This is a genomic window from Mycobacterium sp. (assembly GCF_029961025.1).
Classification (GTDB): Bacteria; Actinomycetota; Actinomycetes; order Mycobacteriales; family Mycobacteriaceae; genus Mycobacterium.
This window is the reverse complement of sequence record NZ_JASBVP010000006.1, coordinates 120,595-140,245: the sequence shown is the minus strand read 5'-3', so window position 1 is coordinate 140,245 and position 19,651 is coordinate 120,595. Positions and strand designations below refer to the sequence as shown.

General features: G+C 68.7%; 10 protein-coding genes, 1 pseudogene and 1 riboswitch. Of the genes and pseudogenes, 5 read left to right on the top strand and 6 right to left on the bottom strand.

Annotated features, from left to right (window positions below; all coding sequences use genetic code 11):
• Window positions 1–19 precede the first annotated feature (19 nt).
• The 5 genes from QJR12_RS08580 (at window position 20) to QJR12_RS08560 (ending at window position 8,151) form a co-directional block, all read left to right on the top strand.
• Window positions 20–1,423 (top strand): PPE domain-containing protein, encoded by a 1,404-nt coding sequence (locus QJR12_RS08580; protein WP_300580759.1) that lies wholly within the window; start codon window positions 20–22, stop codon window positions 1,421–1,423.
• Window positions 1,424–1,578: 155 nt separating this feature from the next.
• A riboswitch (Fluoride riboswitch) is annotated at window positions 1,579–1,641 on the top strand.
• The gene (locus tag QJR12_RS08575) at window positions 1,625–3,202 is read left to right on the top strand and encodes a DNA mismatch repair protein MutS (RefSeq protein WP_300580756.1); all 1,578 of its coding nucleotides are present in this window, start codon (window positions 1,625–1,627) and stop codon (window positions 3,200–3,202) included. Its footprint overlaps the riboswitch before it by 17 nt.
• Window positions 3,199–4,722: a DNA mismatch repair protein gene (locus QJR12_RS08570; RefSeq protein ID WP_300580753.1), complete on the top strand. Its 1,524-nt coding sequence runs from the start codon at window positions 3,199–3,201 to the stop codon at window positions 4,720–4,722. Before QJR12_RS08575 ends, QJR12_RS08570 begins: the two co-directional genes overlap by 4 nt.
• A gap of 75 nt (window positions 4,723–4,797) precedes the next feature.
• Complete coding sequence (locus tag QJR12_RS08565) at window positions 4,798–6,306, top strand: hypothetical protein (protein WP_300580751.1); 1,509 nt, start codon at window positions 4,798–4,800, stop codon at window positions 6,304–6,306.
• Between the two features lie 99 nt (window positions 6,307–6,405).
• Window positions 6,406–8,151, top strand: a complete 1,746-nt coding sequence (locus QJR12_RS08560) for an AMP-binding protein (RefSeq protein ID WP_300581255.1) — start codon at window positions 6,406–6,408, stop codon at window positions 8,149–8,151.
• A gap of 60 nt (window positions 8,152–8,211) precedes the next feature.
• Here QJR12_RS08560 and QJR12_RS08555 read toward each other — a convergent pair whose 3' ends face one another.
• The 6 genes and pseudogenes from QJR12_RS08555 to QJR12_RS08530 all read right to left on the bottom strand — a co-directional run.
• Window positions 8,212–8,934: a GAP family protein gene (locus QJR12_RS08555; RefSeq protein ID WP_300580748.1), complete on the bottom strand. Its 723-nt coding sequence runs from the start codon at window positions 8,932–8,934 to the stop codon at window positions 8,212–8,214.
• Window positions 8,934–10,169 (bottom strand): glycosyltransferase, encoded by a 1,236-nt coding sequence (locus QJR12_RS08550; protein WP_300580746.1) that lies wholly within the window; start codon window positions 10,167–10,169, stop codon window positions 8,934–8,936. The genes QJR12_RS08555 and QJR12_RS08550 overlap by 1 nt, the downstream gene beginning before the upstream one ends.
• A 67-nt stretch (window positions 10,170–10,236) precedes the next feature.
• Complete coding sequence (locus QJR12_RS08545; RefSeq protein WP_300580745.1) at window positions 10,237–11,688, bottom strand: condensation domain-containing protein; 1,452 nt, start codon at window positions 11,686–11,688, stop codon at window positions 10,237–10,239.
• A 49-nt stretch (window positions 11,689–11,737) separates the two neighbouring features.
• The gene (gene pks2 / locus QJR12_RS08540; protein WP_300580743.1) at window positions 11,738–18,031 is read right to left on the bottom strand and encodes a sulfolipid-1 biosynthesis phthioceranic/hydroxyphthioceranic acid synthase; all 6,294 of its coding nucleotides are present in this window, start codon (window positions 18,029–18,031) and stop codon (window positions 11,738–11,740) included.
• 458 nt (window positions 18,032–18,489) lie between these two features.
• Window positions 18,490–18,795 carry a DUF2469 domain-containing protein gene (locus QJR12_RS08535; RefSeq protein ID WP_300580740.1) on the bottom strand — a complete coding sequence of 102 codons (306 nt, stop codon included), beginning with the start codon at window positions 18,793–18,795 and terminating at the stop codon, window positions 18,490–18,492.
• Between the two features lie 101 nt (window positions 18,796–18,896).
• Window positions 18,897–19,650: pseudogene (locus QJR12_RS08530) on the bottom strand (ribonuclease HII); the annotation flags it as partial.
• Window position 19,651 lies beyond the last annotated feature (1 nt).

Genomic DNA, 19,651 nt, shown 5'->3' with positions numbered 1-19,651 from the left:
GAACGGAAGGCCGACAGAAGTGGATTTCGCGCTGCTACCGCCGGAAATCAATTCCGGCAGAATGTATACCGGCCCGGGGTCGGGGCCGATGCTGGCGGCCGCGGCGGCCTGGGACGCGCTGGCCGCCGAGCTTCATCACATCGCCAGCGCCTACGAATCGGTGATCTCCGGGCTGGTCAACGGGCCGTGGCTGGGGCCGGCGTCGGCGTCGATGGCGGCCGCCGTCGCGCCCTACGTGACGTGGCTGCGCACCACCGCGATGCAGGCCGAGCAGACCGCCTCCCAGGCCGGGGTGGCCGCGTCCGCCTACGAGTCGGCGTTCGCGTCGACGGTCCCCCCGCCGGTGATCGCGGCCAACCGTGCTCAGCTGGTGTCGCTGATCGCGACGAACTTCCTGGGGCAGAACACCCCGGCGATCGCCGCCGCCGAGGCCGCCTACGCCGAGATGTGGGCTCAGGACGTCGCGGCGATGTACGGGTACGCCGCCGCGTCGACGGCGGCGTCGGCGTTGACGCCGTTCACTCCCCCGGCGCCGACCACCGACCCCGCTGGATTGACCGGCCAGGCCGCCGCGACCACACACGCCGTCGGCACACCGGCCGGCGCCGCGGCGCAAACGATCATGTCGAGCGGACCGCAGCTGATGTCCGCGGTGCCCGCGACGCTGCAGGGGCTCGCGTCGTCCGCGTCGTCGGCAGACCCCGGGGCGGGGCTGACGGCATTTGCAACGCTCGTAACAGAGGTGGCGATAGCCGTGGCCGCTGCCGACACAGTCGCGGCATCCACCAGTGCACCCGCATCGTTCACGAGCGCACCATCATCGATGGTGTCGGCGACGATGTCATATCGAGGCATGCTGATCAATGCCGATCGCGATTTTGCCCAGGGTAAGGGACCGTTTACCGGCAACGGGCCGGGCGGTCAGGCGCTGCCCCAATGGATCTTCGGTGGCCCGGCCGCGTTCGGTGAGCCGTCGACCACGCCCGCGCCGTCGGTGGCGGCCGGCCTGGGGCAAGGGACAGCGCTCAGCGGCTTGTCGGTGCCCCGCGGCTGGGTCAGGGCCGCCCCGGCGATCCGCACCGCCGCCCTGGCATTGCCGTTCACCAACGTCGGCGCCGCACCGGCGACGACGGCCGAGATCGCCCCGGCGATGACCGCGGGCATCCCGGGAAGCATGGTCAGCGGCACGGCCCTGGCCGGTATGGCCGGGGGCGCCGTCGGCAACGCCATCGGCCCCGGCCGCCGGGAGCCTGTCCGGGCCAGCTCCCCGGAGACGCGGGTGGGGCCGGCGCCGCGGCCTCCCGGCGAGCCGGCCGCGGGAATCTCCACCGAGTTGCGCGAACTCGCCCTCGCCGTGCTGCGCGACTCCGGGGTTTTGACCGAAGAGGAATTCGCCGAGAAACAACGCCTTGTCGGTCGCTGACCACGGCTGTCCAGGACGGTCACCGGGTGCGTCGACGTGCTGGCCGGGGACTTTCGGAGTGGTGCCGGTTCGACGACCACCGGCGAACAGGAGATGGGCGAACGGGAGATGCTCGCCGTCGCCGCGATGGCGCAGCCCGCCGATCACCGGATACCATGCCGGTAGGCGATGAAGCCCGCCACAACCGCCACACATCGGCTGATGGCTTCTACCGTGGACGACGGCGGTAGCAGGCGGTGGTCGATGGCCGGCTTTACCAGCATCCTCTTCCCCGGCGCGCATCCCGGGCCCGACGTCACGGGGCCAACACCACCGGAATGCCTTCCCGACCTCTGTCTCGACCAGATCATCGACGAGGTGACGGCCGCGCATGGCGGTGATGGCCTTGCCCAGTTCTTCTACCTACCGTTGCACGACGTTTCGGCTGTCGAATATCGCCATGAGGTATTCCGGGATCTTGAGCGCGACCAACGCCGTCAGCCCGTCGAGAATTTTATCGACCGCATGCGCACCGTGCGGCTCCGGCTCCACCACGCCGAACGTGTCTTTCATCCCTTGCAAAAGCAGGGCTGGTTCCTGCATGCCGTCGACGGCTATTGCGGCGCGGTGAAAACCCTGCGAGACGATCTCGGCCGCGTCGCGCCGACGTCTCGTGGCCTGCGCGACTTTGCCGACTATGTGGCCGGTTACGTCGACAGCGAAGAGTTTCAGAAGCTCTCCGCCGACACTCAAGCCGTCACGGCCGAATTGCGCAAGGTTCGCTACACCGTGCACATTCAAGGCCTGCGGGTCCACGTGCAGAAGTTCGACGGCCAACCCGATTACAGTTCGGCAATCACTGCGACATTCGAACGCTTTGCCACCGAGGCGAGTAAGGACTACCACATCCCGCTCAAGGACTTCGCCGACATGGACCACGTGGAAGAACAGATCCTGGAGTGCGTCGCCAAACTACATCCGCAGCCCTTCGCGCTGCTGGAACGTTTCTGTAGCCGCCACCATGGCTTTATCGACCACGCCATCGGCCGGTTCGAACGCGAGGCCCACTTTTACCTGTCCTACCTCGCGTTCATCGGCCGCTTTGCCGCGGCCGGACTGGCCTTCAGCTATCCCGAAGTGACCAGCGAGCCCGGTGTCCTGCGCGCGACCGATGCCTTCGACCTTGCGCTGGCGATCAAGACGACCGGCGACGGCACGCCCGTGGTGCGTAATGACTTCCGGCTCTCGGGGCCCGAGCGGATCTTCGTCATCACCGGCCCCAACCAGGGAGGCAAGACGACGCTCGCCAGAACGATCGGCCAGTGCGCCTACCTTGGCGCGCTGGGCTGCCCGGTGCCTGCCAGCCGCGCCGAGCTGAGCCTGCCGGACCAGATCTACACCCACTTCGAACGCCGGGAAAGCCTGTCGAGGCCGCATGGAAAACTCGACGACGAGTTGGTGCGCATCCACGACATCCTGGCTCGCGCCACCGAGGCGAGCATCATCATGAATGAGAGCTTCTCGTCGACCACCGCCGAGGATGCGCTGCTGATCAATACCGAAGTCCTGAAACGCATCATCAGGCTGGGCTGCGTCGCGGTGTGCGTCACCTTCCTCGACGAGCTGGCCGCCCTGGGTCCGGCGTGCGTCAGCATGGTCGGCGAAGTCGCACCAGACGATCCGACCCGGAGGACGTTCACATTCACCCGCAGACCCGCCGACGGTCTCGCCTACGCCGCGGCGCTGGCGAACAAATACCGGCTCAACTATGACACCCTGCGCCAGAGGATCACCCGATGAAGGTCCGGCTGTTACACCCCGAACGCGACCCCGACCTAGAGCCTGCGATCCCCCGTCCGCTGCGTGAGCAGATCGACGACGACCTTGAGCTCACGCGCCTTTACCCAGCGATGGCAGCCGGCGACGAATTCCTGCTCGAGACCGCCCGGAAAGTCCTGGCACTCCCGGTCACCGATCCTGACGTCATCGTCTACCGCCAACAGGTGTTGGCCGACTGTCTGGCCAATCGTGCTGCTGTGCAACAGATGTACGACATCGCGGTTGACGCCGTGCAAGTGCGCCGCAAGATCTTCCTTGGCGGGCTATTGACTCGCGACCCCGATTCGCTGCTGCGCCGTTCCGTGCGGGTGCTGGAACTGCTCGCCGGCAATCTCAAACAGCTGCGCACTCTGCGCGACGCGCATGCCGGGCGGTTTCGCTCCCGCGGATTTCAGCAACTGCTCGCGATGATCGGCGACCAGCTTTCCGATGACTATCTGAAGCGGCTTGACGAGGATCTTTCCGAACTGCACCTGCCGCGCGGCATCCTGGTCAGCGCCCAATTGGGGCTCGGCAACAAGGGTGCGCACTACCTGCTGCACCAGCCCCCCCGGCGCAGCTGGTGGGACAGGCTCACCGGAAACCACGACGGCTGCGGGTTTGTCGTCGACGACCGTGACGAGGCCGGTGCTCGGGCTCTGAGCGAATTGGCGGGCCGCGCGATCAACGAGGTCGCCAATGTCGTCGCGCAATCGGCGGACCACGTCGAGGGATTCTTCGGTCGGCTGCGCACCGAACTGGGCTTTTATCTCGGGTGCCTCAATCTTTACGATGAGCTCACAAGATTCGGCGTGCCCGCATGCTTTCCGATTCCCAGCCCGGCCGGCACACCAGAGTTTCAGTGCCGCGACCTGCGCGACGTGGGTCTGTGTCTGACCACCGTAACAAAAGTCACCGGCAACGACGTCAACGCCGACGGCAAATCACTGATCGTGATTACCGGCGCTAACGCGGGCGGCAAGTCGACGTTCCTGCGCAGTGTGGGTGCCGCTCAGGTGATGATGCAAGCCGGCATGTTCGTCACCGCCGAGTCGTTTCGCGCCGACGTCCGAGACGGCGTCTTCACGCATTTCAAGCGGGAGGAGGACGCTACCCTCACCCGCGGCAAGCTCGACGAAGAGCTGGCCCGGATGAGTGCGATCGCCGAGCATATCGGGCCGAGGTCGCTGCTGTTGTGCAACGAGTCCTTCGCGTCCACCACCGAGCGCGAGGGTTCGGAAATCGCACGCGGCGTTGTGGACGCCATGGTCGATGCCGGGGTCAAGGTTGTTTTCGTCACCCATTTTTACGATCTCGCCAGCAGCCTGTGCGCGCGCCGGGATCCCGCCTACTTTTTCTTACGCGCGGAGCGTCGCCCCGACGGGGTGCGCACCTTTCGCCTGTTTCCCGGCGAACCCGCACCCACCAGTCACGGCGAGGACTCGTTGCGACGGGTCTTCGGCATTCCCGCAGGGGCCCCCGCGGCCACCGTCACCCCCTAATCGCCGACTGCCCGCATCGCACCCGGTGCACCAAATCCACTGCCGCGCAGTAGGTCTGGTAGCAACTAGGAGACCATGGCCGATTGGTCGGGTTCGGCCGGCCCGATCCCCACGCCGGCCGCGGTGAAGGGGCGGCCTGACATCGGCGATGAGAACGTCGCGACCGCGTTGCGGCCCGCACAGATCCGCGTCGCGCACCGCCCACAGCCGCGCTGTTTGCTGCTTTTGTTCTTATATCGTTCCTATCCGATGCAGAACCTGCTCGCATTCACCGATCAGACGTCGTGGCTCTTGCTGCGCGCCACCGGCCAGGGACCCGTCATCCAATGCGTGTGGGTGTATGAGCGTGCCGTCGACCTCGATGGGGTACGGCGCTTTCACCGCAACCTCGGGCTGGGGTTGCTGGGACGGCGAATCGAGTGTTCCCCGCTGCCGTTCGCCCGTCACCGGTGGGTGTCCTGCCCGGCGCCGTCGGCCATCGATATCGCCGACCGTCCCCGTCCGCGCGCCGAGCTCAGCGCGTGGGCTGACGAACGCGGGCAACTCGTCGTCGATCCGCAACTGGGGCCCGGCTGGCATCTCGGGGTTGCTGCATTCACGGACGGCTCCGCGGCGGTCAGCCTGGTGGCATCGCACACCCTGGTCGACGGCATGGGGTTGTGCCGGGCGATAGCCGACGCGGTCTTGGGTGCGACCCCCCAGTTGGGTTACCCGCCGCCGCACTCACGCACCCGCACGCGTGCGGTGCTCCAGGACGCTTACCAAACCGCGCGGGACGCACCCCAGGCTGCGCGAGCGCTCGCCACGGCGGCGCACGTGGTTCGCCGGCGCCGGGCCGGCGGTGCCCGATCGCGCGCATCAAGCCCCGTCGCGATTCGGCGCGGCGCCGCTCACCGCGGTGCCCCGGCTATCAGCATCTACATCGATTTGGACGACTGGGATTATCGTGCGAAATCCCTTGGCGGAACGAGTAACTCGTTATTCGCCGGGTTCGCTGCGAAACTCGCGGAGCGCTCTGGATTCCACGACGCAGCCGCCGGCACGGTGCGGATATCTTTCCCGGTCAGCGACCGTATCGAGGGCGATACCCGCGCGAACGCCCTGTCGTTTGTCATCGTCGACGTGGAGCCGGCGCGGGTCACGACAACGCTACGCGAGGTCCGCGGCGCGATCAGCCGGGAACTGCAGACCCTGCGCGAGACACCGGAGGAGCTGTTGGGACTGCTTGCGCTGTCCCCGTTCACACCCAAGCGGGTGGCCCGGAAACTGGCCGAAACGGCCTACGGCTATCCCGACGTGGGGTGTTCCAACCTCGGTGACCTCGACCCGGCGGTCGGCCGCCCCGACGGCACCGACGCCGACCGGGTCTTCATCCGGGGATTACGACAACAGCTCACCCCACAAGGCTTCGAGCGTCCCCGCGGGATCCTCCTGGTTTCCGGACGCATCGGGGCAAAGATCTTCATCACCGTCGTCGCCTATCACCTCGCCGCCAAGAACCCGACGCCCGGCGCCGAGCCGAACTTGCGCGAGTTGGCGGCGCACACGCTCGCGGAGTTTGGCCTAACCGGTGTGATCGACTAGTAAAGCAGCATGGAGAAAACAACCACCGGATCGCCCATGGTGCTTTCTGCCCGGCACAACCGCCGGATAGCCGACCGATAGTGGGTGATCGCGATGCCGATGGCCGAGTCCCCCCTGGTGACGGTGCTGCGTGAGCGCGCCAGCCTGCAGCCCGAAGACACGGCATACACGTTCGTGGATTACGAACGGGACTGGGACGGCGTTGCCGAGAGCCTGACGTGGTCGCAGCTGTATCGTCGGACAGGACACGTTGCGCGGATGCTCGAGAATTGCGGCTCGACGGGAGACCGCGCCGTGATAGCGGCACCACAGGGGCTTGACTACATCGTGGCGTTTCTCGGCGCGCTGCAGGCGGGGCAGATCGCGGTTCCGCTGTCGGTTCCGCAGGGTGGCGCCCATGATGAGCGAGTCACATCGGTGCTGCGGGACGCCGCGCCGACGGCAATTCTCACGACATCCGCCGCGGCAGGAGCTGTGGCCCCCTACGCCGCGCCGCAGTCCGGCCGGTCCGCCGTGGCAGTCATCGAGGTGGATGTGCTCGACCTTGACCCCCCGCGAGGGTCTGCCGTTAGACGTGAAATCGACTCGGATGCAGCGTATTTGCAATACACCTCCGGGTCGACGCGGGAGGCCGCCGGGGTGATGGTCTCCGCCGGGAACCTTTTCGCCAATTTCGATCAGCTCATGTCCGACTACTTCCTGGAATTCGGAAAGGTGGCCCCGGCAGACACCACCGTGGTGTCGTGGCTGCCCTTCTATCACGACATGGGCTTGGTGCTGGGGATTTTCCTCCCGCTGCTCGCCGGCCTTCCCGCCGTGCTGACCAGCCCAGCGTCCTTCCTCAAGCGGCCGGCCCGGTGGATGCAATTGCTCGCCGGCCATAGCCGGGCGTTCTCGGCGGCGCCGAACTTCGCTTTTGAATTGGCGGCGCAAAAGACGTCCGATCATGACATGGCCGGGCAGGATCTCGGCGGGGTGCTCATCATCATCAACGGCAGTGAGCGGGTACAGCCCGCGACGCTGCGTCGCTTCACCCGCCGGTTCGCCCGCTTCAATCTGCCCGGACGGGCGATCCGGCCGTCGTACGGGCTGGCCGAGGCAACGGTGTATGTGGCGACCCGCACCGGTGCCCAGCCACCGGCCGTCGTGCACTTCGAATCCGAGAAGCTCGCGACCGGGCGCGCCGAACGCTGCGAAAACGATCGGGGCACACCGCTAGTCAGCTACGGTGTGCCGCGGTCGCCGATGGTGCGCATCGTCGATCCCGAGACACGTAGCGAGTGCTCGCCGGGAACCGTCGGGGAGATCTGGGTGCACGGCGCTAACGTCGCGAGGGGTTACTGGCGGAAACCCGAGGAGACCGAAAGCACCTTCGGCGCACGGCTTGCCGACCCGTCCCCGGGAACGCCCGAGGGACCCTGGCTGCGAACCGGTGACTCGGGATTTTTGTCCGACGGTGAGCTGTTCATTGTCGGACGCCTCAAGGATCTGTTGATCGTGTATGGGCGCAACCACTCTCCTGACGACATCGAGGCCACCATCCAGGAGATCACCCACGGCCGGTGTGCGGCGATCTCAGTTTCCGATGCGCACACCGAAAAGCTCGTCGCCATCGTCGAAGTCAAACACCGGGGCGAGTCCCACCGGGACGCGAAGGATCGGCTCGACGCCGTCAAGCGGGACATAACCTCGGCGATATCGCGCTCGCACGGCCTTAGTGTCGCGGATCTCGTGCTGGTGCCCCCGGGTTCGATCCCGTTGACCACCAGCGGCAAGGTCAGGCGGGCGGCGTGTGCCGAGCGGTACCGGCAAAGTCAGTTCGTCCGCCTGGACGGCTACGGCTAAGCCGAGTAACTGCGTGGGGCACCAGGGGTTTTCGCACACCGCGCCACCCGGACTAGCGGGTTAGCTTATCCCGGTAGCCATGATCAAGACCGCCACCGCGCCGAGACTGAGGGCCAGGATCCGGCGGCGGCGAGGCCGCACCCACTCGTGTAATTGCATCATGACCGCGTGCGTTTGCGCCGGCCTGGCCGGGTAGCTGAGGAGCGGGATCTCGATGACCGCGAGCATCACCACGACGAACATCACGACGGCGCCGAGCTGCGTGCCGATGGTGCCTCCCGAGGCCGCAATCACGGCCAGTGCCACCGGGTACTCGACGGCGGGGAATCCGGAGCTGAGACCGACCACGAACGCCGGCCACAACGACTTGCCGTGCAGCACATCTCGAGCGCGGCCCCGCAGCCGGGTGACCGCGCCGGGCGTGCGCGGCTGCGGCGCCGCGGCCCAGACACCGCCGCCCATGCTCGGTGTCCGGATCCGCCGGACCGAAAAGCCCACTGCGATCAGCGCGGCGGCCGACAACACGACTATCCCGATCGCGATGTGCGCCCGGCGTGCGACGGAGCTTGACGCCAGCGCGGACACCGACTGGGTAACCGTCGGACCGAAGTCGTGCACCGCTGCCAGCAGGCACAGGCCCGCGGTGAGACCCGTTGTCATGGCGCCCAGCCAGAACGTGAGCAGGTTGAGCAGGGGCCGTGGCCGGGAAATCAAGAGCAGCGCGACACCGAGCCGCACCGGGTTGGCCGCCGCGATGAGTGCCATCGCCAGCACCGCGTCCATCAGCCGACCCGCCCCGAGCCGGCGGCGTTTTCCAGGAGATCGGCTGCGGCCGCGACGCTGACGTCGGGTGTGGTCATCCTGGAGGCGATCTCGCGGGCCCGGGCGGAGCATTCCGCCCCGAGGATTCCGCGCAGGCCGGCCACCAACGACTTTCGAGTAGTGCTCGAAAGACGCTGGGAGGAACCGACTTTCAGTCGTTTGACCACCGCCCCCCAGAGCGGCTGCTCGTTTCTGATCCACAGGATCAACGTCGGAATGCCGGCTCGCAGACCCGCGGCGGTGGTGCCGGCGCCGCCGTGGTGCACGATTGCCCGGCACGCGGGAAGGACGGCCCCGTAGTTCAGTGCGCCGACAACCTTGACGTGCCCGGCATGCGGGATGCCGCTGAAGTCATGCGCGCCCGAGTGAACCAGGGCCCGCTCGCCTAGCTGTTCACAGGCCGCCGTGATCATGGCGACCGTGTCGGCGGGTGATCGGATCGGTGTGCTGCCGAAGCTGAAGTAGATCGGTGGGGTTCCGGCGGCAATCCACGACAGGACTTCGTCATCGGCCGCCGTCGGCAACTGCATCGTCAGCGCGCCGACGAAGGGCCGCCGGCCGTCGCAGTGCGCCCATTCTGCCGCCAGCCCGGGGAAGAAGAATTCCTCGTAGGCCTGGATCTCGAGGGCTCCGCGTCGCACGATCCGCTGTGTCGAGGGAGCGGTCGTCTTCGGCAGGCCCAGATCCCGGCGCTGGGCGTTTTCCGCCTCCCTCGTCAGGCGCCAATGTGCCCACCAGAACCCCCAAATCGCCGCGCGGGTCACCGGCGAGGGCAGGCCCGCAACAAGCTGCCCGTTGACCCGAATCGGCATCGAGTGCAGGCTCGCCAGCGGAATGTCGTAATACTCCGCCACGTTGGCGGCCAGTCCCTGATGCACACTGCCGGTCACCAGCAGATCAGCCCCGTCCGCCAGGGCGGTCAGCGTCGTGCCCATCTCCAGCCAGACTCGGCCAAGGTAGTTTTTCCAGGCGGACAGCTTGATCGGATTCTTTTTCCCCCAGACTTTGCCGAAAAGCACCTCCCGCGTATCCGGACCGTAGGCGAGGGCGGCGAGCCCCGCCGACTCCGTCAAGCCGTGCAGGTCGGGCGGGACCGCGAGGCGCACGTCGTGCCCGCGGCGCAGCAACTCCAGGGCGACGGCCGCGTGCGGTTCGACATCGCCGCGTGACCCATGGACGGCCAGAGCAAATTTCATCAGCGGCCCTTGCCTCCCGCTTTTCCCGGACCCCGGATGCCAAGAGCCGGTGCGGCAGTCGCGCGTGTCACACCCGGCAGGCCAACTGGTGGCGGAGGCGCGCGCCGTCGGGCCGAGGCTTCATTGCGCCGCCCTGCTCGGCGACCCGGACATACACGGATTTCGCGACCGCCAGGTAGCGGGTGATCGATTCCCGGGCGATCGGGTTGTCCGGGAACAACACGATCATCTGTGTTTCGTTCTCGAGCCGATTCACCCGGATAGCGACCTGAGACGGAATCCGGCCGTCGTGATACAGCCCGGCGTTCATGCCCTCCAGCTGTGACGTGACGACGGCCGACAAGGGCGGAACGCCGGCATCGAGGTAAAACAGCAACGGGGTACCCCGTTGCGGCATTCTCAGGCTCGGCGCCAGTTCCAGGACGCGATCGATCGGCACACGCGCGCACTCTTTACCCGAGTCGAAAGATCCCTGGGCGGCACGGACGGTTTCGGCGAAGGAGGTCCCGACGGGCACGGTGAGCGGAACAAAGCCGACAAACCACCCGGTCGTCATCAGGTCCGCCTGGGTGCTGCGGGTATCGACCGGAATAATCCCGTAATAGGTTTCCGCGCCGATCAACTCGTGTTCGATGAGCGCGGCGCAGGCGAACACACCGCCGCTGAAACGCGCCCCCGCGGCCAGGCACGCGGATTCGAACCGGGCTGTCTGCCGCTCATCGAGCAACCGAATGCCCATCATGTCGCAGGGAACCGGCTCATCGGCGACCGGCAGCGGGAATTCCGGCAGGGTTCCGTTATTTTTGTCGAAGAACTCCACCCATCTGCGCACCGGCGGGGACGCTAATGTCAGGGCGGATAGCTCCCGGTGTTGGCGCACACAGTAATCGTCGTAGCTGCCCGCGGCCGGAAGCGACAGCGGCGCCGCGCCGGCCACCAGGGCGGCGTACATCATATGAAGCTCCACGAATGCCACGCCCACGAACATCGCGTCGATGTGGACGTGGTCGACACACAGGCAAAACGTGAAGTGGTCCGGGCGCTGGATGACCATGAAGCGGAAGGAATCCCACTGCAGCGGATTCGGGGTGCTCAGCGCCTGGCGTCGTAGCTCGCCCGGGGTGATCTCGCCCAGCCGGGTCGAGGCGAACGCGATATCGGCCGGTTCGCGGATGGTGCGGCGGACGATGACTCCGGCGTCGCTGCACTCGAACCAGCTGTGATACGTGTCGTGCCGGCGCAGGTGCGCGTTGATGACGTGCGTCATGGCACGGATGTCGCATCGGCCCGGGACGTCCCAACAGGCGGTGAGCAGCCGCGACATATCGATACCCTGGGCCGCGTAGTCAACAAAGCGGCGAAGATGTTGGGCCTGCTGATAGCTGGCGGGTACCGCACTGGCCGGGGCCTGCCGGGCCGCCGCCAGTGCCGCGGGTGTGGCCTGCCAGCACACCACCGAACCTGCCGCCGGCGCCCAGTCGCGGATCGGCCCTACCGTCACCTTCCCTACTGCAATCACGGTCCCTCCAATGCTCCGGCGGCTGCGGCGTTCAGCGGATCCCCCGCCGTCAGGGTTCGGACCCGGATGCCGGTCCGGGCTCCGGGCCGGCCAGCGCATCGCACACCTGCGCCGCCACACCCCGCACGGTGGTGATGTCGGTGGGGTTGATCCGGACCCCTGCTTCGGTTTCTATGCGGGTGCGCAGTTCGAGGTTGCCCAGCGAGTCAAGCCCGTACTCCGACAGCGGGCGGTCCGGGTCGACCGTGCGGCGCAGAATCAGGCTGACCTGCTCGGAGACCAGGCGCCGAACCCTCGTGGACCGTTCGTCGGGGGGCAGCGCGGTTAGCTCGGCCCGGAATGTGGCGACGGCCGAGCGGCTTTGCGCGGTGGGCCGGAAGGCTTCGGCGAACGGGCTGCGCTGCGCGAACGCCGTCAACCACGGTGCCCCGATGACCGGGGCGTAGCCGCTGTATGCGCGATCGTGGGAGAGCAACACCCGAAAGGCGCGGGCGCCCTCCTCGGGGTCGATCGCGGTGTCGAAGCCAGCCGCGAACGCGGTTGCGCGGCCGATGTCGGCCCACGCTCCCCAGGCGATCGCGGTGGCCGGAAGACCCTTGGCCCGACGCCAGTGGGTGAAAGCATCCAGCCAGCTGTTGGCCGCGGCGTATGCGCCCTGACCGGGTGAGCCCACCAGGGCGGCCGCCGACGAGAACGAGCAGAACCAGTCCAGTTGCAGGGTGGCGGTGGCCCGGTGCAAATTCCAGGCACCGTAGACTTTCGGCGCCCAGTCCCGCTCGAGCAGCTCCGCGGTGATGTTGGGCAGGGTGGCGTCCTCGACCACCGCCGCCGCGTGCAGCACACCGCGCACCGGAAGCCCGGTGACGCTCGCCACGCTCACCAACCGGTGCGCCGTCTGCGGTTCGGCGATGTCACCGCACTCCACCACGACGTCGGCTCCGGTGGCCCGGATCCGTTCGAGGGCCTGCCGCGCTTTCGCGTCGGGCCGGGAACGAGAGCCCAAGACGATCCGGCCGGCGCCCGCCTCGGCCATCTTCCCGGCGAGGAAGAGCCCCAGGCCACCCAGGCCACCGGTGATGATGTAGGCGCCGTCGCGGCGGACAACCGGCGCCCGCTCCGGCGGCACCACCGCGCGGCTGCGCCCGCGGTGAGCGATGTCGAGCACGAGTTTGCCGGTGTGCCGGGCGGCGCTCATCACCCGGATCGCGGTGGCCGCGTCGGCGAGCGGGTAGCGGGTGTACTCCGGCGCCGGCAGCGCGCCGTCGGCAATGAGGCGCAACACCGTCTGCAGCACGTCTCGGACCCGCCCCGGGTGGGTGGCGGCCAGCAGCCCCAGATCGACGGCGTGAAATGTGAGATTGCGCCGGAACGGGAACAGCCCCAACCGCGTGTCGCCGTAGATGTCACGCTTGCCGATCTCGACGAACCGGCCACCGAACGCCAGCAATTCCAGCCCGGCACGCTGAGCCGCCCCGGGCAGCGAGTTGAGCACGATGTCGACGCCGTAGCCGTCGGTGTCCCGGCGGATCAGCTCGGCGAACTCGGTGCTTCGTGAGTCATAGACGTGCTCGATACCCCGACTGCGCAGCAGTTCCCGGCGCTCTGGGCTGCCCGCCGTGGCGAAGATCTCGGCTCCGGCCCTGCGAGCTATCGCGATGGCCGCCTGCCCCACCCCCCCGGTCGCCGAGTGAATCAACACCCGCTCACCGGCCGTGACTCCGGCCAGATTGTGCAGACCGTGCCAGGCGGTGGCGTGCGCGGTGGCCACCGCGGCCGCCTGGTAATCGGTCACACCCGGCGGCAGGGTCACGGCAAGGCGGGCGTCGCAGGTGACGAACGTGCCCCAGCAGCCGTTGGGGGAGATGCCGGCCACATGGTCACCGACCCGGTGGTCGGTGACATCGGGCCCGACCGCGGTCACCACCCCGGCGAAGTCGGCACCCAACTGTGGCGACCAACCCTCAAAACCCGGGTATCGACCGAAGGCCACCAGGACATCGGCGAAGTTGACGCTGGAGGCGTTGACCGCCACCTCGATTTGCCCCGGACCCGGCGGAACCCGATCGGCCGCCACCAGTTCCAGTGTCTGCAGGTCACCGGGTGTGCGGATCTGCAGGCGCATCCCGTCGCGTTCGTGGTCGGCGATCGTGGTTCGCCGCTCGTCGGGCCGCAGCGGACTCGAGCACAACCGGGCGGTAAACCACTCGCCGTGGCGCCAGGCGGTCTCGTCCTCCTCGGATCCGGCCATCAACTGCCGGGCCACCCGCTCGGCGTCGGTCCGCTCGTCCACGTCGATTACGGTCGCGCGCAGCTGGGGGTGTTCGGCGCCGATCACCCGGATCAGGCCACGCAGCCCGGCGTGCTCCAGGTTGACCTCGTCGCCGGGCAGCACCGCCTGGGCCGCACCGGTCACCACGTAGAGCCGCGGTGACTCGCCGGGGAATTCCGCCAGTCCCCGCGCCACCCGCACCAGGTGGTGCACGTGTTCTAGCGCCCGCAGCCCGCATCGGTCATCCGGGTCGCCGGTGCGCGGTCCGGTGAGCACCACCACCCCGCTGAACCCGCCGGAGCCGAGGTGCGAGCCCAGCGTTAAGGCGGTGGCTTCGTGGTCGGCCTGCTGCGGCCAGCACATGGTCGTGCAGTGCGCGCCGCTGAGCTTCAGCGCGTCGGTCAGCCTGGTGGCCATGACATCTGCGGCGGTCGACGTGCTGATCAGCAGCCACGTCCCCGGGTTGGGGTGGTCCACCTCGGGAAGCTCGCACCGCCGCCATTCGACCGTCAGCAGCCGCTCGCCACACACGTGATCCCGCTCGGCGCCCGCGGCGGCTCCGGTGCCGATGCGCAACCCCCGCACGATGAGCAGGGCCGTCCCCTGCTCATCCAGCACGTCCAGGTCGGCCTCGATTCCGGCGGTGTCGGCCGCGGTCACCCGGGCATAGCAGTAGCGGGCGGAGCGGGCCGGGCCGTAGGCGCGCAACCGGCGCACGCTCACCGGCAGCAGCAGCCCGCCGTGGTCGGCGTCCTGGACGGCGGGGTGCGCCGCAACGGACTGGAAACACGCGTCCAGCAAGGCGGGGTGAACACCGAAGCGCCCCCCCTCCGGGCGAATCGGGCTGGGTAGGGTCACCTCGGCCACTACGGTGGGATTGACCCCGGCCGCGGTGTGCACCGCGGTCAGACCGCTAAAGGCGGGACCGAGGTGAATGCCTCGGGTGTCCAACGACCGGCGCAGCTCGCTGCCGGTCACCCGGCGCGGGTGCGCGGCCAGCAGCGCGGCCGGGTCGTACCCGGGCCGCCGGTCCTCGCCGTCCGGGGCGCACAGCACCGCGGAGGCCAGCCGCACACGCTCGCCGTGGCGGTTCGTCTCCACGGCGAAAGTGGCGGCACCGGGGGCCGTCACCGAGGCGACCGAGCCGACCGCCGACCGGTCGTCGAGCAGCAGCAGCTGCTCGAAGCGGAGGTCACGCACCTCGGACCCGTCGCCGAGGACCGTCTGCGCCGCCGCCAACGCCATCTCGCAGTAAGCCGCCCCCGGAAGGGCGGCTACCTGATGTACTCGATGGTCGCCCAGCCAGGGCTGCGCGTCGGTGCCGAGTTCCGCGTGCCAGGCGTGACGCTCGGGTTCCTCCATCAGCCGCACATGCGGGCCCAGCAGCGGATGCCCGGCGACGGCGCTGGCCCCGCCCGCCTCCCGACCGTCGCGGGCCAGGAGAAACTGCCGGTGGGTCCAGGTCGGCAGCGGCGCGTCCAACAGCCGCCCGTGCGGGTACAGCGCCGAGAAGTCCACCGCGGCGCCGGCGCTGTGCAGGTCCGCCAGAAAGCCGAGCAGCCCGTGCGGGAGCGCCTGGTCCCGCCGCATGCACGCCAGCGCCGCCACCGGCACCTCGAGGCTTCGGGCGGTCTCCTCGACGGCGTGGATGAGCAGGGGGTGCGGGGCGAGTTCGGCGAAAACCCGGTGCCCGTCTTGCAACGCCGCCTGCACCGCCGCGGCGAACCGCACGGTGTGACGCAGATTGTCCACCCAATAGCCGGCGTCGCACACGGGCTGCTCGCGCGGGTCGAACAGGGTCGCGGAGTAGAACCGAATCTGCGGTGTCATCGGCGTGAGCTCCGCCAGGGCGTCGGCAAGCTCGCCGAGTATGGGGTCGACTTGCGGCGAGTGCGAGGCGACGTCCACGGCCACCTCGCGGGCCAGAAGGCCACGCCGTTCCCACGCCGCGACCAGGTCGCGAACCGCGTGCGCGGCGCCGCCCACGACGGTCGACCGCGGGGAGGCGACCACCGACAAGACGACGTCGTTCACGCCGCGCGGCGTCAGTTCGGCCAGCACTTGTTGGGCAGGCAGCTCCACCGACGCCATGGCGCCGGCGCCGGACAGGCGGGACATCAGCCGGGACCGCCGGCAGCTTACCCGCACGCCGTCGTGAGGCGACAGCGCGCCGGCGACCACAGCGGCGGCCACCTCGCCCATCGAATGCCCGATGACCGCGCCCGGCCGGACCCCGTATGACGTCATGGTGGCGGCGAGCGCGACCTGCATGGCGAACAGGGCGGGCTGGACCCGGTCGATACCGGTCAGGGTCTGTGGCGCGGCCAGCGCCTCGCTGACCGAGAACCCGGCCTCCCGGGCGATCAGCGGCTCCAGCTCCGCGATCGCCGCCGCGAACGCCGGCTCGGTCGCGAGCAGCTCAGCGCCCATGGCGGCCCACTGCGAGCCCTGCCCGGAGAACACCCATACCGGGTCGGCGTCGTGTCCCACCGCGGGCGGGTAGGGGGTGTCGCCCTCGGCGATCTCGCGCAGGCCCGCCGTCAGCTCCGACAGATCCGCCGCGACCACGGCGGTGCGCACCGACCGGTGCACCCGCCGACGCGCGAGGGTGTAGGCCAGATCCGAAAGCACCGGGGCGTTGGGATTTTCCCCCGCATGCTTGGGCACCCATTCGGCCAGTCGCCGGGAGGTCCGGCGCAGCTCGCCGGCGGAGGTGGCGGACAGCGGGAAGAGCAGCGGGCCCGCGGCGCCGCCGGGGGGTGCGTCGGGTCCGGCGGCGGTCGGCGGTGCTTGTTCCAGGACGGCATGCACGTTCGTTCCAGACAACCCGTACGAGGACACCACCGCCCGCCGCGGGTGCCGGCCGTCACCCGGCCACGGCGTAGTCGCCTGTGGCACAAAGAGTTTCGTTTCTATTTGGGCGAGCTCGTCCGGGAGGCGGGTAAAGTGCAGATGCGGCGGGATCACCCCATGGCGCAGCGCGAGCACGGTCTTCATCAACGACAGCGCGCCGGATGCCGACTGGGTATGCCCGAAATTGGTCTTCACCGACGTCAGCGCGCAGGGTCCGGTGACGCCGTACAGCCGGGCAAGGCTCGCGTATTCGATCGGGTCACCCACGGGGGTGCCGGCTCCGTGCGCCTCGACCATCCCGACGCTGCCGGCGTCCACACCCGCCGCGGCCAAAGCGGCCCGATACACCTCGGTCTGCGCCGTGAGCGACGGTGTCGCGATGTTCACGGTGCGACCGTCCTGGTTGGCGGCCGTGCCGCGCACCACGGCCAGCACGCGGTCACCGTCTGCCAGCGCGTCCGGTAACCGCTTGAGCAGCACCACTGCGCAGCCCTCGGAGGTGACGAACCCGTCGGCCGCCGCATCGAATGCGCGACAGCGCCCGGTGGGCGACAGCATGCCCTGCGCCGATCCGGAGACGAATTTCCGCGGGTCCAAGACCACGCAGGCGCCCCCGGCGAAAGCCAGGTCGCATTCGCCGCCGTGCAGGCTACGGCAGGCCAGGTGCACCGCGAGCAACCCGGAGGAACACGCCGAGTCCACCGTGAACGCGGGGCCGTGGACCCCCAGGGCGTAGGCGATCCGCCCGGAGGCCAGGCTGAAAGTGGTGCCGGTGAACCCGTAGGGTCCCTCCACGCTGCGGGCGTCGGCGGCCAGCAATTGGTAGTCGCCGTGAGTCAATCCCACGAACACGCCGGTCAGCGAGCCGGCGATGGTCTGCGGGGTGAGGCCGGCGTGCTCCATCGCCTCCCAGGACGTCTCCAAAAGCAAGCGGTGCTGTGGATCGGTGGCCATCGCTTCGCGCTCGGTGATGCCGAAAAACTCGGCATCGAAGCCGCCCACGTCGTCTAAGAACCCGCCCCACCGGGAGACCGAGCGGCCGGGCACCCCGGGCTCGGGATCGTAGTAATCGTCCGCGTCCCAGCGGTCCGGTGGGATCTCGGTGACGAGGTCATCACCCCGCAGCAGCGCCGCCCACAGTTGATCCGGCGAGTCGATCCCGCCGGGAAGCCGGCAGGCCATGCCGATGACCGCGACGGGTGTGACACCTGTGTTACCCAAAGCCGCTCCCCCTTCCGGTGTCGTCCTCGCGCAATCCTCGTTCGAGTCCGCCGCTCGGCGATGCTACGGCACCGGGTGCCGCCGAACGTGTCGTCGGTGCTGGCTTCGCGTCATCACCCTCGGGCCCGCCGATCCCGGGAGCCACGCCGGTTTCGCGTTCGCGCATCGACCGGCGCAGCCGCTTCGGTGCACAGATCGTAAACAACGTCGCTGCCCGGGGCGACTTGGAGGGACCGCGCCGGCTGCCCCGCACACCGGCTTCGCGTCCCCGCCGCGCCCGCCGGCGAACCGGCCCGCCGCTGGGCAGCGTTGACACGCCAGTAAATCCGACCCGGGGCACAGGGACAAGACCCCCTCCCGGTATGGGACGTGGGTACCGGGTATGCGCGAGACCGCAGAGACGCCGGCTCACCCCGGGGTCAAGCATGGCGGCCTGCGCGGTATCGCGGCCGGGCCGCTTACTCGGGCAGGCGCAGTTCGGGCTTCTCCACCTCTTCGATGTTGACGTCCTTGAACGTGACGACCCGCACTTGTTTGACGAACCGGGCGGGCCGGTACATGTCCCAGACCCACGCGTCGGCCAGCCGCAGCTCGAAGTACACCTCGCCGTCGGCGTTGCGGGGCACCATCTCGACACTGTTTGCCAGATAAAACCGCCGCTCGGTTTCCACCACGTAGCTGAACTGACCCACGACGTCCTTGTATTCGCGGTACAGCGAGAGCTCCATCTCGGTTTCGTATTTCTCGAGATCTTCGGCACTCATCTGCTCAGCCGTCCTTCTGCTGTGCCAACTTGCCCGACTTTCCCCGTAGCTGGGAGATGGCCCCGGCACGCCGGGGGGCCCTCACGGGCGGTTCGCCCGGGCCGGGTCGTCGCTGGGCGGGAAACCTGCTCCCATCTTTCCTCAACGCTCATCGCCATGCTCATCCGGCGGGGCGAATTCGGCCAGCGCCCGCGTGCCTGCGGCGGTCGCCACCCGGCGGACGGTGATGAACGAATGACGATGCTGGGGACACGGGCCGAGCCGGCTCAGCGCCTCGCTGTGCCCGGGGGTGCAATAGCCCTTGTGCTCGGCAAAGCCGTATCCGGGATGGTGGGCGTCCAACGCGATCATCCACCGGTCCCGGCTCACCTTCGCCAGCACACTGGCCGCGGCGATACAGGCGGCGGTGGCGTCGCCGTCGATCACCGGCAGCGAGGGCATCGGCAGCCCGGGTATCCGCAAGCCGTCGCTCAGCACATACCCGGGTCGCACCGACAGGCCGGCCACCGCGCGGCGCATGCCCTCGATGTTGGCCGCGTGCACCCCGCGCCGGTCCACCTCCCCGGAGGAAATAAACACCACGTGATAAGCCAGCGCGCAGCGACGGATCACCGAGAACAACTTCTCACGGGCCTGCTCGGTGAGCTTTTTGGAATCGTCAAGACCGGCCAGGCTCTCCGACCGTCCCGGCCCCAGCACACAGGCCGCGACCACCAGCGGGCCGGCGCAAGCGCCCCGACCCACCTCGTCAACACCCGCGACCGGCCCCAGGCCGCTGCGGTACAGCGCGGACTCCAGGGTGCGCAGCCCCGAAGATTTGCGGATCACCGTCCGCGGCGGCCAAGTGGTCGCCATG

Bases quoted from the DNA above. Each gene is read 5' to 3' on its own strand.
- QJR12_RS08575 (WP_300580756.1), top strand. From the start codon at position 1,625: ATGGCTTCTACCGTGGACGACGGCGGTAGCAGGCGGTGGTCGATGGCC.
- QJR12_RS08570 (WP_300580753.1), top strand. From the start codon at position 3,199: ATGAAGGTCCGGCTGTTACACCCCGAACGCGACCCCGACCTAGAGCCT.
- QJR12_RS08565 (WP_300580751.1), top strand. From the start codon at position 4,798: ATGGCCGATTGGTCGGGTTCGGCCGGCCCGATCCCCACGCCGGCCGCG.
- QJR12_RS08560 (WP_300581255.1), top strand. From the start codon at position 6,406: ATGGCCGAGTCCCCCCTGGTGACGGTGCTGCGTGAGCGCGCCAGCCTG.
- QJR12_RS08555 (WP_300580748.1), bottom strand. From the start codon at position 8,934: ATGGACGCGGTGCTGGCGATGGCACTCATCGCGGCGGCCAACCCGGTG.
- QJR12_RS08550 (WP_300580746.1), bottom strand. From the start codon at position 10,169: ATGAAATTTGCTCTGGCCGTCCATGGGTCACGCGGCGATGTCGAACCG.
- QJR12_RS08535 (WP_300580740.1), bottom strand. From the start codon at position 18,795: ATGAGTGCCGAAGATCTCGAGAAATACGAAACCGAGATGGAGCTCTCG.